We start from the raw sequence: 13,057 nt of genomic DNA, 5'->3' as shown, positions 1-13,057 counted from the left end.
TGATTGACGGGGCCAGCATAGGGCCGGCACGGCGAGAGGTGACACGACAGAGGGCCGACATAAACCTGACTATCGTTTCAAATCAAAGACTTGAAATATGAACGGGAGGTTCACCCCGGTGCGGGCACACGAGCTGGTGTGCCCGCACAGGCCGTCACAGGCTCCGCATCAGCTCGGCGGCGATCTCGAAGGAGCGCAGTCTGGCCTGATGATCGACGATGGGACCGTTGAACATCAGCTCGTCGGCCCCGGTTTCGGCCAGCAAGGCCTTGAGGCCGTGACGCACCTGATCCGGATCCCCCACCAGGGAGCGGGCCAGGGTCTGCTCCATCGCCATCAACTCCCGGGGTGACCACGCCTCTCCCAGGCTCTGCACCGGCAGCGGCAGCTTGCCGGCATCCCCCCGGTAGAGGCGCAGGAACTGCTGCTGGAGCGTGGTGAACAGGAAGCGGGCCTCCCGGGTCGTGTCCGCGGCGATCATGTTGATGCAGACCACCGCATAAGGCTTGGGCCAGCGCGCGGAAGGGCGGAACTGGGTACGGTAGATCTCGAGTGCCTGCAACAACAGGCCAGGGGCAAAGTGGGAGGCAAAACCGAACGGCAGCCCCATGGCGGCCGCCAGCTGGGCACTGTAGAGGCTGGAGCCCAGCAGCCAGATCGGCACGTGCAGCCCCTGACCGGGCACCGCCTGCACGGCGCCCACCTCGTCACCGAAGTAACCCATCAGCTCGCGCACGTCCGCAGGAAAGTCATCCACCTCGCCGCTGCGCTGGCGGCGCAGCGCCTGCATGGTGCGCTGATCGGTACCGGGCGCACGGCCAAGACCGAGATCGATGCGATCCGGGTAGAGAGAGGCGAGGGTGCCAAACTGTTCGGCGATCACCAGGGGGGAGTGGTTCGGCAGCATGATGCCGCCGGCCCCCAGCCGCAGAGTGCTGGTGGCACCGGCCAGATGGCCGATGAGCACCGCGGTGGCGGCACTGGCGATCCCCGGCATGTTGTGGTGCTCCGCCAGCCAGTAGCGGTGGTAGCCCCAGCGCTCGGCATGCCGGGCCAGATCCTGCGAATGACGAAACGACTCGGCCGGCTGGCTTCCTTCGGGGACGGGGACCAGATCCAGGACGGAATAGGGGATGGCAGACATGGGACACTCCATTGATTCACAGGCGATTCACCAGTGGAGCAATGTAGCACGAGATATCTGAATGAATCACCTGACCAGGCTGCCGGGACCCGCGCCATGCAGCTCGCGGCAAGGGGAACGCCAGAAGATAACGGCCCCCGTTCTGGTCCCCGCCTCCTATGCTTTTTGTCATCTTGCGAGCACACTGTTAGCAGATCATCGCGGGGAACGCCCGCAGGACAAGGACAGGTCCATGACAAAAGCAAGCCTCGGCAGCAAGCCCTTTTACGTGCACATTGCCACCCTCTTCATACTGCTGTTCTCCGTGCTGGGGGGCGCCCTCATCATGCTGCAGTTTCAACAGGGCATGCAGCAGGGGCTGGAGCACGAACGGCAAAGCTTCCAGCAGTACAGGGAGCAGCTGGCGCTCGCCATCAAGCTGAACCAGCGCCCGGCCCGCATGTCGCTCAGCCTGTTGCGCAGTGGCCAGCTGGCCGCCATGACCAGCCTGGAGTCCCGCCTCGGCTACCTGCCCCAGCTGGCCGAGGTGCTGGCCAACAGCGCCAGCTATGGCGCCATCTATGCCGGTTACGAGAACGGCGACTTCTTCCTGGTGCGCAAGCTGACCGAGCGGGCCAGGGGGTTGCTGGACAGCCCCCCTCCCGGGAGCCACCTGCTGGTGCAGAGCCTGAGCCAGGGCCGGGGAGAGTTCCTCTATTTCAACCAGCGCCTGCGGCTGCTGGAGCGGCGGCCCATGCCGGACTACCAGTTCGATCCCCGCGACCGCGGCTGGTACAAGGAGGCCCGCTGGGGCACCGGCATCATAGTGACCCACCCCTATCTCTTCTTCACCACCAAGGAGCCGGGCATGACGCTGGCGGTGGAGAGCGACGATCGCCGGGCTGTGATAGGGCTGGATGCCGGCGTGGAGGGGCTCTCCTCCCTCATCGGCGAGCTGCCCCTGCCGAGCCACTGCCAGCTGGTGATGTTCGACGAATTCGGAACCCTGCTGGCCACGGATCCCGAGCGGCTGCCCAGCTTCGAACAGCTGAGCCGCCTGCCCATGCTGTCTGCGCTCAAGCACCCCATACTGGCCAGGTTGCAACAGGAGATGGCCTCCAGGCCCGCCCTGCTGCACGAGCCGGCCGAGCTGACGCTGGACGATGGCAATGGCCGTGACTGGCTGGTCAACCTCTCCTCCCTCGACGGGGACTCCCCCTTCTACCTGGCCCTGCTGGTCCCGGCGGACGCGCTCACCGCACCGGCCCGCCACGACGCCCTGCGCAACCTGGCCTGGGCATGTGCCGGTCTGCTGCTGCTGCTGCCCGTCATCTGGCTGGTGGCACGGCGCACCGCCGCCCCCTTGCTGGCGCTGACGCAAGAGGCCGAGCGGATCCAGCACTTCGACTTCGGCGAGAGCGAGCGGCCCGACTCGGCGATCCGCGAAATAGACGATCTCGCCCGGGCCATGTCCAGTATGCGGCTGACCCTGGGCAACTTCATGAGCATGGGTCTGGCGCTGACGGCCGAGCACCGCTTCGATTCCCTGCTCAGCCGCATACTGCACGAGACGGTGGCGGCGGCCCAGGCGGAGGGCGGATGCCTCTATCTGGCCCAGGACAGGCAGATGAAGGCGGTTCAGGCCATCTGGCAACGGCAGCCCCTGGATTGTGAGCGGGTGCAGTGGCAGGAGTCCCTGCTCGGCGGCCTCTACCATAGCGAGCGGCTCAGCCTGCCCCTCAACGCCGAGCAGTGGTCGCACTACCTCGCCGACTGGGGCCCCTTCCCCGGCCCCCGCCAGCTGCTGGCCGAGCCCCTCTACAATCACCGCCAGGAGTTGATCGGCTGCCTGTTGCTGATCCTGCCGGACTGCGCACCACGGGAGCTGGCGTCACGCATCAGCCTCATCGAGGCGCTGGCGGGCATGTCAGCCTCCGCCATCGAGAATCAGCGCCTGCTGGAGGAGCAAAAGCAGTTGCTGGAGGCCTTCATCGAGCTTATCGCCGGCGCCATCGACGCCAAGAGCCCCTACACCGGAGGCCACTGCCAGCGCGTGCCCGAACTGACCCGCATGCTGACGGAGGCGGCCTGCGCCCAGCAGCAGGGCCCCTTTGGCGACTTCACCCTCAGCGACGAGGAGTGGGAGGCCATCCATATCGCGAGCTGGCTGCACGACTGCGGCAAGGTCACCACACCTGAGTTCGTGGTGGACAAGGCCACCAAGCTGGAGACCATCTACGACAGGATCCACGAGATCCGCACCCGTTTCGAGGTGCTCAAGCGCGACGCCCATATAGAGGCGCTGGCGGCCCGGCTGCCCGACTCCGATCGGCAGGCAGCCCTCGAGGCCGTGACCCCGACCTGGCAGATGCTGGATCAGGAGTTCGCCTTCGTCGCCGAGTGCAACCTGGGGGGCGAGTGGATGGCACCGGAAAAACTGGCGCGGCTCGATGCCATCGCCAGCCGCACCTGGCTGCGCACCCTGGATGATCGCCTCGGCGTCAGCCCGGAGGAGCTCAGGCGCCATCCCGGGGAGGCGGTGCCGCTGCCATGCCGCGAGCCGCTGCTGGCCGACAAGCCGGTGCACCTCATTCCCCGCCCCGCCCACGACAACCTGGCCAGGCACAATCCCTGGGGCTTCAAGGTGCGGGTGCCCACCCATCTCTACAACCGGGGAGAGCGCTACAACCTCGCCATCGGCCGTGGCACCCTCACCGAGGAGGAGCGCTACAAGATCAACGATCACATCATCCAGACCATCCGCATGCTGGAGCGACTCCCCTTCCCCCGCCACCTGCGCAAGGTACCGGAGATCGCAGGGGGCCATCACGAGCGGATGGACGGCACCGGCTACCCGCGCCAGCTGCTGGGTGAGCAGATGAGCATTCCCGCCCGCATCATGGCCATCGCCGACATCTTCGAGGCCCTGACCGCGAGCGATCGTCCCTACAAGTCGGGCAAGACGGTCTCCCAGTCCCTGACCATCATGCAGAGGATGGTGCAGGAGCAGCACATAGACCCGGCCCTGTTCTCCCTCTTCCTCGACAGCGGCGTCTGGCGGGACTATGCCCTGCGCTTCCTCACCCCCGAGCAGCTGGACGAGGCGGCCTGCCAGGCCCTGCTGGCGGAGCCACGCTAGCCGCGATTAACGGGCGCCCATAAAAAAACGGTCAACCGAGGTTGACCGTTTTTTTCATCTCCAGGCTGCCCCTTAGAACAGCAGGTGCGCCACACCGGCGATCACCGGCAGTGTCACCAGGGTACGCAGCAGGAAGATGACGAACAGCTCCCACAGCTTGACCGGGATCTTGCTGCCCAGCAGCAGGGCGCCCACTTCCGACATATAGATGAGCTGGGTCACCGACATGGCGGCGATCACGAAGCGGGTGATGTCGCTCTCTATGGTCGAGGCCAGCACCGCCGGGATGAACATGTCGGCGAAGCCCACCATGATGGTCTTGGACGCCGCCTCGGCCTCCGGCAGTTGCAGCAACTCCAGCAAGGGGACGAAGGGGGCGCCCAGCCAGTTGAAGATGGGGGTGTGCTCCGCCAGCATCAGGGCACAGGTCCCGATCGCCATCACCACCGGCAGCACGCCAAACACCATGTCCAGGGCGTTCTTCACCCCTTCCCGCGCCACGGCGCCGAGATCAGTCATGCTGTCGGCCTTGGCCAGGGCACGCTGATAGCCATAGCTCAGCACGCTGTGCTGATGGGGGATCGCCTCCTGCTTGCGGCACAGTGGAGTGCCGTCGCTGTAGACATCCTTCTTCCAGGAGAGCGGGGGCAGGCGCGGCACCACTATGGCGGCAACCACGCCGGCCAGGCAGACGGTCAGGTAGAAGGGGACGAACATGTGCTCCAGCTTCACCTGGGAGATCACCACCAGACAGAAGGTGATGGAGACGGCGGAGAAGGTGGTGCCGATGACGGCGGCTTCACGCTGGGTGTAGAACTTGCCCTCGTACTGCTTGCTGGTAAGCAGGATGCCGACGCTGCCATCCCCGAGCCAGGAGGCGAAGCAATCCACGGCGGAGCGACCGGGCAGGCGGAACACAGGGCGCATGATGCGGGTCATCATGGTGCCGACGAACTCCAGCAGACCGAAGTCCAGCAGCAGCGGCAGCAGCAAGCCGGCGAAGATGAAGACGGAGAACAGCACCGGCAGCAGATCGTGCAGCACCAGGCCGCCGGTCGCCCCGGAACGCAGCACCTCGGGACCGGCCTCGAAGAAGGTCAGCAGCACGAAGAGGCCCCCCAGCACCCGCACGCAGGCCCAGAAGGGGGAGACGTTGAACAGGCTGTTGAGGAAGGGGCGTCTCACCAGGATCGCCGGCTTGAACAACCAGGCGATCAAGGTCATCAGCATGGTAGTGGTAATGATGGCGCTGACCATGGCCACCAGATAGTCGGCGAACACCGTCTGTACCAGCTTCGCCAGCACGGCGACAGGGATGGTGACATTGCCGTCATAGATGACGGGGGTCATGAACAGCAGGATCCCGATGAGCGACGGGATCAAAAACATCAGCACATTGCGGCGAGTATGGATCGCCGGTGCCTGCAGGGTCTTTTCCAACATGATAGACAGCCTTAAATGTGACTTTTCCTTCAGCCAGGCCGCCTGCATATTCATGCCCTCGCCCGGCAAACGGGCGCAAGAATAACCCAAAAAACTGCACAAACAAGCTTTTAATGGATTATTTCAAGCATAAATATTTTATCAGGCAAACCATCCATAAGAACAAACCAAAACAGTCATGCATATCAATTCAATTCAACAGGTTAGCATAATGTTTCATACAGGTTACGTTCAGGGGCGCAGTATAATCAGTTGCGGTTGGCAGGCAATAAGTGGCATGAGAAATATATCTATAAGGTGATCCCGTCGATCCTCCCATAAAAAAACCGGAGCCTGTCGGGGCTCCGGTCTTGTCACGAAAGAGAGTCTCAGTCGCGGACGTAGATCACTTCGACGCCGTCGTCATCTTCGTCATCCCAGTCGTCGTCATCGTCCAGCGCCTCATCGAAGGCCTTGGAGGCTGCCAGGGCTTCCGCCTCGGCCTGGGCCAGCTGGTTCTTGTGGTAGTCGTCCCACTTGAACTCGACCTTCTCGATGGCGGCCTTGGCATCGGCTTCCAGCTGACGGGGCATGGTGTCCAGCAGGTCCAGGATGTCGTAGCAGACCTTCTTGGTGCCTTCCTTGCTGATTGCAGTGATGGCATAGACAGGGCCTTCGTGGTTCAGGGCTGCCTTGACTCTGTCCATCACTTCCTGGGCTTCTTCTTCCAGGATCAGATCCATCTTGTTGAATACCAGCCAGCGCGGTTTGCCTGCCAGTTCGGGGCTGTACTTCTCCAGCTCCCGGACTATGGTCACGGCATTCTCGGCCGGATCTGAACCGTCAACCGGGCAGATATCCACCAGGTGGATCAGCACGCGGCAGCGCTCCAGGTGCTTGAGGAAGCGGATACCGAGGCCGGCGCCTTCGGCGGCCCCCTCGATCAGACCCGGGATATCGGCGATGACGAAGGAGCGGGAGTTCTCCCCACGCACCACACCCAGGTTCGGTACCAGGGTAGTGAAGGGGTAGTCGGCCACTTTCGGGCGGGCGGCAGAGACGGCGCGAATGAAGGTGGACTTGCCCGCGTTGGGCAGACCCAGCATGCCGACGTCAGCCAGCAGCAGCAGCTCCAGCTTCAGGGTGCGCACTTCACCCGGGGTGCCGTTGCTCTTCTGATAGGGGGCGCGGTTGACCGAGCTCTTGAAGCGGGTGTTGCCAAGGCCGTGGAAACCGCCCTTGGCGACCAGCAGCTTCTGGCCGTGGGTGGTCAGATCCCCCAGCAGTTCACCGGTATCCTCATCGCTGGCGCGGGTACCGACCGGGACGCGCAGGGTGCGATCCTTACCGCGACGACCGGTGCAGTTGGCGCTCTGGCCGTTCTCGCCACGCTCGGCGGCATGGAAACGCTCGAAACGGTAGTCGATCAGGGTGTTCAGGTTCTCGTCGGCGATCAGATAGACATCACCGCCGTCACCACCGTCACCGCCGTCCGGGCCACCGTTCGGGATGTACTTTTCACGGCGAAAGCTCACACAACCGTTACCACCGTCACCGGCATCGACTCGAATCTGGACTTCATCAACAAACTTCATAGGTAACCGTCACCTTAATTCGAAAAACCGATACGCAATTATAGTGGTACAGACCCCTGCGGGCGATACGCATCTTGCCAATCATGCCCGTCAGAGCCAAAGTCAGCTGCGTTCCGTTTTTTCGTCAACGACATCAGGAAAGACGTCAGAAAAACAAAAGCCCCGCCTGTTGGCGGGGCTTCGGATCCTTGCGGTCCGTAATTACTCAGCAACGATGCTGACGTACTTACGATTCAGCGGACCTTTAACTTCGAACAGGATCTTGCCAGTCGCTTTCGCGTACAGGGTGTGATCGGTGCCCAGGCCAACGTTGGTGCCAGCGTGGAACTTGGTGCCACGTTGACGAACGATGATGCTGCCTGCCAGAACTGTTTCGCCGCCGAAACGCTTAACGCCAAGGCGTTTAGCTTCAGAATCGCGACCGTTGCGGGATGAACCGCCAGCTTTTTTATGTGCCATTTATCGGACTCCTCTAATTAAGCGCTGATGCCAGTGATTTTGACTTCAGTGAACCACTGACGGTGGCCCGCTTGCTTACGATGGTGCTTACGACGACGGAACTTGACGATAGTCACTTTCTCGCCACGGCCGTGAGCCACAACTTCAGCTACAACCTTGCCACCTTCAACGAAAGGAGCACCTACTTTAAAAGTGTCGCCTGCAGCAACCATCAGAACTTCGTTGAAGTCGATGGTAGCGCCAGTCTCAACGTTCAGCTTTTCCAGACGAACGATTTGACCTTCGGCCACACGGTGTTGTTTTCCGCCGCTTTGGAATACCGCGTACATTTGATTAACTCCGTAAAGGCGTGTCTTTTGCTCAAGGCCAGACACGCGCAAAAACCTATAACAATGGGCGGGCATTCTACGCAGAACGATTTGCCTAGGCAAGGCCAATTTAGCAAAAAGTTTATTTTGTGCGCATATCTGCCGCCGTGAATAAACGCTTAACTGTAACCCATTGTGAAATCGTGTAGAATCCCCGCCATTGCTAAAAACGCAGTAATTGCTGCCGTCACGTTACGAGACTTATGGACCAACAGACTATCCGTGCGCTCTGTGCCGCCGACATGACGGCGGTCAATGAACTGATCCTGGCCCGGCTCCAGTCCGATGTCAGCCTGATCAACCAGCTGGGTTTCTACATTGTCAGTGCAGGCGGAAAACGGATGCGCCCCATGCTGACGGTCATGGCCGCCCGCGCACTGGGGTACCAAGGTCAGGACCATCTCAAGCTCGCCGCCATCATCGAATTCATTCATACCTCTACCCTGCTGCACGACGACGTGGTCGATGAATCCGACCTGCGCCGCGGCCGGGAGACCGCCAATGCACTGTTCGGCAACGCCGCCAGCGTCCTGGTCGGTGACTACCTCTACAGCCGCTCCTTCCAGATGATGAGCGAGCTCTCCAACTTGCGGGTGATGGAGATCCTGTCGGATGCCACCAACACCATCGCCGAGGGGGAAGTGCTGCAGTTGATGAACTGCAACGATCCGGACACCACGGAAGAGAGCTACATGACGGTCATCTACTGCAAGACCGCCAAGCTGTTTGAAGCCGCCACCCGCCTCGCCGCCGTGCTGACCCATCAGCCCGAGCCCGTCGAGCAGGCCATGACCGACTACGGCAAGTATTTGGGTACCGCCTTCCAGATCATCGACGACGTCATGGACTACTGCTCCCAGAGCGACGAGATGGGCAAGAACGTCGGCGACGACCTGGCCGAAGGCAAGCCCACCCTGCCGCTGCTGCGCGCCATGGCCGTGGGCACCCCGGAAGAGCGTCAGCTCATCCGCGACGCCATCGAGCACCGCAACGGCATGGAGCATCTCGAGCGCATCCTGGCCATCCTGGATCGCACCGGCGCCCTGGAGTACTCCCGCGAGCGAGCCCGGGAAGAGGCCGACAAGGCCATTGCCGCCCTCGCCATCCTGCCGGACTCCCAGCACAGGCAGGCGCTGGAGACCCTGGCCCAGATGGCGGTACAACGCAGCGCCTGAGCCTGCGTGTCAGCATCCAAGAAATAAGAGGCCATAGGCCTCTTTTTTATGGTCTGCACTTTTCTCTCAGACGTCAGCGCTCTCTTGACTGCTCAATGGGCCAGCGCCCAGAGGATGACGGCACCCGCCACCACCAGGCAACCGCCGATGCGACGCAGCTGCTCCGGCGGCTGATCGCTCATCAGTCTCAGCATCTGTTGCCAGACCCTCGGCGCCAGCAAGGGGCCCAGCCCCTCGAACAGCAGCAACAGCCCCACTCCCATCAAGATGGCTGTCAGCATGACTCCTCCTGCCCCCTGGGCCTTGTCTTATCAAGCAAAAGGGCCTGAATCATCAGGCCCTTTGGGTTATGGCGCTATGCCTGCTTACTGCTTGTCACCGTGGGGCGACTTGAGGTAGCGGAAGAACTCGCTGTCAGGCTTGAGGACCATGAGGTCGTTGCCGCCGGCGAAGCTCTTGCGATAGGCCTCCATGCTGCGCACGAAGCTGAAGAACTCGGGGTCCTTCTTGTAGCTGTCGGCATAGATCTTGGCGGCTTCGGCATCCCCTTCACCACGCAGCTGACGCGCATTACTCTCGGCGTCGGCGATCATGACGGTGACCTTGCGGTCGATGTCGGCACGCAGGATCTCGGCCTGCTCGCGGCCCTGGGAGCGGTGCTCACGGGCGACTGCAGTCCGCTCGGCACGCATCCGCTGATAGATGGAGCTGGAGACTTCCACCGGCAGGTTGATCTGCTTGATGCGCACATCCACCACCTTGATGCCGAGCTCGGAGGAGCGCGCCATCTTCATCAGGGCGTCTTCCATCACGGTACTGCGCTCGCCGGAGACGATGTCCTTGATGGTGCGGTTACCGATCTCGGAACGCAGACCGTTGTTGATCTTGCGCTTGAGCAGGTCTTCGGCCTGGATCTTGTTGCCACCACCGGTCGCCAGGTAGTACTTGGAGAAGTCCTCGATCTTCCACTTCACGTAGGAGTCGATGATGAGGTCTTTCTTCTCGGAGGTGACAAAGCGATCCGCCTGGCCTTCCAGGGTCTGGATGCGGGCATCCATCTTGCGTACCTGATCGATGAGCGGCACCTTGAAGTGCAGGCCCGGCTCATAGAGACGCGGCTCGCCGGAGTCAACCCGCTTCACCTTGCCAAACTGCACCACGATTCCCTTCTGCCCTTCATCGACGATGAAGACGGAAGAGAAGCAGACCATGGCGGCCACAGCGATGACACCAATAGCTAGCTTTTTCATCTATCAGTTTCTCCCTGTGCTGAAACGATCACCGCCACGGAGCGGGGTCGGAGTGGAGTTGGCCCCTTCGTTGGACGGCTGGGCCGGCTCCACCGCAGGTGTGCCCGCCGGACGCGCCGGTTGCACGGCATTCGCCTTGCCGGACAGCTTGTCGAGCGGCAGGTAGATCATGCTGTTGTTGCCAGCAGGCATGTCGACCAGCACCTTGTTGGCTTGCTGATAGAGCTCTTCCATGGTTTCCAGGTAGATACGCTCACGAGTCAACTCGGGGGCGGACTGGTACTGGGGCAGCAGCTCGTTGAAGCGCGCGACTTCACCCTTGGCCTTCAGCACGATCTGGGACTTGTAGCCTTCGGCTTCCTGTTCCAGACGCTTGACCTGACCACGGGCCTTGGGCTCGACTTCACGGGCATAGGCTTCCGCTTCACGGATGAAGCGCTGCTCATCTTCCTGGGCTGAGATGGCGTCATCGAAGGCATCCTTCACCTCTTCCGGCGGACGCGCCGGCAGGAAGTTGACGTCGACGATCTGCAGACCCATCTGGTAGGGCTCAATGATGCCATCGATCACCTGCCAGGTCTCCTGACGAACTTTTTCCCGACCCGTGGTCAGGACATCATCCATCTTGGTGTGACCCACCACGTAGCGCAGGGCGCTGTCGGTGGCCTGGCTCAGACTCTCGTCGGCATTGGTGACGCTGAACAGATACTGCTCGGGATCGACCACGCGGTACTGCACGTCCATCTCGACCCGGACCACGTTCTCGTCCTGGGTCAGCATGAAGCCGGAGGCAGGCAGGGAGCGCACCGATTCCACATCCACCGGGATCACCCGATCGATGAAGGTCGGCTTCCAGCGCAGGCCCGGATCCACGTTATGGGAGTACTCCCCAAAACGCAGCACCACGCCCCGCTCGGCTTCGCGAATGGTGTAGAAGCCGCTGACGACCCACACCACCACGGCCACCACCAGGGCGATGGAGAGGCCAAACTTGCCCACATCACCACCGGATTTGCCACCACCGAACAGGCCACCGAAACGACGGCTCACCTTGCGCAGCATTTCATCCAGATCAGGGGGTCCCTGATTCTTGCCGTTGTTCCCCCAAGGGTCACGGTCTTTGCCGTTGTTACCAGGCTCATTCCAAGCCATCAGCGTCTCCATTAATACATGCGGATGGATATCATCTCTATCGGGCCATCAACCGTTGACGAAGCCTGTCTTCATCGCCGGATCAATGCCTGATAAAGCGTTGTAAACTCTCACCTTCTTGTTTCATGAGGCGGTTCCAGTCAGCAAGCTGCAAGCGAACCTCCAGGACAAAATCCCCCTCCTCGCTGAAACCTTCCTGCTCGATGCCTTTCAGCCGATAGAGCGCACTGCGCAATCTCGCGGCCGAGGGCGGCAACTGCAGGGTGTGATGGACCATGGATCCGGCCAGCAGTTCGGTCAGGGCCTGGAACAGGTATTCACTGCCTTCACCCGTCTGGGCCGACAGCCAGACTCGCTGCGGGCGCCCTTCGTCATCCCGCTCCAGACCGGCCGGACGATCGGTCAGCTTGTCGATCTTGTTGCAGATCATCAGCTGGGGGCGCTCGTCCGCCTCGATCTCGGCCAGGACTGTCTGCACCGAATCGACATTCTCCTGCATCTGCTCATCGGCACAGTCCACGACGTGCAGCAGCAGGTCCGCTTCGCGGGTCTCCTGCAGCGTCGCCTTGAAGGCCGCGACCAGATCATGGGGCAAGTGCCGAATAAATCCAACTGTATCCGCCAGGATCACATCACCCACATCCTGGATCACCAATTTACGCAGGGTGGGATCCAGGGTTGCGAACAATTGGTCGGCAGCATACACGCTGGCATCTGTAAGTTGGTTGAACAAAGTGGACTTTCCGGCGTTGGTGTAGCCCACCAGCGACACGGTCGGCACCTCGTTGCGGTTGCGGGCGCGACGACCCTGCTCCCGCTGCTTCGCCACCTTGTCGAGCCGGCGCAGAATCGCCTTGATGCGCTCTCGCAGCAGGCGTCGGTCGGTTTCAAGCTGGGTTTCACCCGGGCCGCGCAGACCTATCCCGCCCTTCTGACGTTCGAGGTGGGTCCAGCCTCGCACCAGGCGAGTAGAAAGATGGCGCAATTGGGCCAGTTCGACCTGCAACTTGCCTTCGTGGGTACGGGCGCGCTGGGCGAAGATATCGAGGATGAGGCCTGTCCTGTCCACCACACGGCACTGGAACAGACGCTCCAGGTTGCGTTCCTGGGCAGGGGTCAGGGCATGGTTGAAGATGACCACGTCCGCGCCCAGCATCTGGACCTGGGACGCGATCTCTTCCGCCTTGCCGCTGCCGACAAAATACTTGGCACTGGGCGCGCTGCGACTGGTGGTGATCACCCCCAGCGCATTGACCCCGGCCGAGCTCACCAGCATCTTGAGCTCGTCCAGATCCTCCCGCTCACCCTCATCGCTGAAGTTGACATGTACCAGAACGGCCTGTTCACCAGCTTCGTAACGGTCAAACAAGCGCT

The 13,057-nt window shown here is 61.8% G+C and carries 11 protein-coding genes; 2 read left to right on the top strand and 9 right to left on the bottom strand.

Features of this window, described 5'->3' with window-relative positions; all coding sequences use genetic code 11:
• Positions 1 to 154: 154 nt before the first annotated feature.
• Entirely contained in the window at positions 155 to 1,144 is a 990-nt protein-coding gene (locus tag AC1IN8_RS07335) for a luciferase-like monooxygenase (protein ID WP_265435992.1), read from the bottom strand.
• A 232-nt stretch (positions 1,145 to 1,376) separates the two neighbouring features.
• Here AC1IN8_RS07335 and AC1IN8_RS07330 point away from each other — a divergent pair, with 232 nt between their 5' ends.
• Complete coding sequence (locus tag AC1IN8_RS07330) at positions 1,377 to 4,262, top strand: HD domain-containing phosphohydrolase (RefSeq protein WP_479758499.1); 2,886 nt, start codon at positions 1,377 to 1,379, stop codon at positions 4,260 to 4,262.
• Between the two features lie 72 nt (positions 4,263 to 4,334).
• Here AC1IN8_RS07330 and AC1IN8_RS07325 read toward each other — a convergent pair whose 3' ends face one another.
• From AC1IN8_RS07325 to rplU, 4 genes are all read right to left on the bottom strand, one after another.
• Positions 4,335 to 5,705 (bottom strand): YjiH family protein, encoded by a 1,371-nt coding sequence (locus AC1IN8_RS07325; protein WP_139435027.1) that lies wholly within the window; start codon positions 5,703 to 5,705, stop codon positions 4,335 to 4,337.
• Between the two features lie 368 nt (positions 5,706 to 6,073).
• Positions 6,074 to 7,279, bottom strand: a complete 1,206-nt coding sequence (gene cgtA, locus AC1IN8_RS07320; RefSeq protein WP_025328121.1) for an Obg family GTPase CgtA — start codon at positions 7,277 to 7,279, stop codon at positions 6,074 to 6,076.
• A gap of 201 nt (positions 7,280 to 7,480) precedes the next feature.
• Positions 7,481 to 7,738, bottom strand: a complete 258-nt coding sequence (gene rpmA / locus AC1IN8_RS07315; protein ID WP_005311678.1) for a 50S ribosomal protein L27 — start codon at positions 7,736 to 7,738, stop codon at positions 7,481 to 7,483.
• A 17-nt stretch (positions 7,739 to 7,755) separates the two neighbouring features.
• Complete coding sequence (gene rplU, locus AC1IN8_RS07310; RefSeq protein WP_005304210.1) at positions 7,756 to 8,067, bottom strand: 50S ribosomal protein L21; 312 nt, start codon at positions 8,065 to 8,067, stop codon at positions 7,756 to 7,758.
• 242 nt (positions 8,068 to 8,309) lie between these two features.
• Here rplU and ispB point away from each other — a divergent pair, with 242 nt between their 5' ends.
• Positions 8,310 to 9,281 (top strand): octaprenyl diphosphate synthase, encoded by a 972-nt coding sequence (ispB, locus tag AC1IN8_RS07305; RefSeq protein ID WP_202047097.1) that lies wholly within the window; start codon positions 8,310 to 8,312, stop codon positions 9,279 to 9,281.
• 92 nt (positions 9,282 to 9,373) lie between these two features.
• Here the strand turns inward: ispB and AC1IN8_RS07300 are convergent, their stop codons facing one another.
• From AC1IN8_RS07300 to hflX, 4 genes are all read right to left on the bottom strand, one after another.
• Positions 9,374 to 9,562, bottom strand: a complete 189-nt coding sequence (locus AC1IN8_RS07300; RefSeq protein ID WP_289977682.1) for a DUF2065 domain-containing protein — start codon at positions 9,560 to 9,562, stop codon at positions 9,374 to 9,376.
• 84 nt (positions 9,563 to 9,646) lie between these two features.
• Positions 9,647 to 10,531: a protease modulator HflC gene (gene hflC, locus AC1IN8_RS07295; RefSeq protein WP_043130464.1), complete on the bottom strand. Its 885-nt coding sequence runs from the start codon at positions 10,529 to 10,531 to the stop codon at positions 9,647 to 9,649.
• A 3-nt stretch (positions 10,532 to 10,534) separates the two neighbouring features.
• Positions 10,535 to 11,683 (bottom strand): FtsH protease activity modulator HflK, encoded by a 1,149-nt coding sequence (gene hflK / locus AC1IN8_RS07290; protein ID WP_025328125.1) that lies wholly within the window; start codon positions 11,681 to 11,683, stop codon positions 10,535 to 10,537.
• A gap of 82 nt (positions 11,684 to 11,765) precedes the next feature.
• Positions 11,766 to 13,052 carry a ribosome rescue GTPase HflX gene (gene hflX, locus AC1IN8_RS07285; protein WP_479758497.1) on the bottom strand — a complete coding sequence of 429 codons (1,287 nt, stop codon included), beginning with the start codon at positions 13,050 to 13,052 and terminating at the stop codon, positions 11,766 to 11,768.
• Positions 13,053 to 13,057: the final 5 nt, after the last annotated feature.

This window comes from Aeromonas sp. 130281 (genome assembly GCF_056642115.1).
The sequence above is the reverse complement of the archived record's forward strand: the minus strand, read 5'-3'. Positions and strand labels throughout refer to the sequence as shown.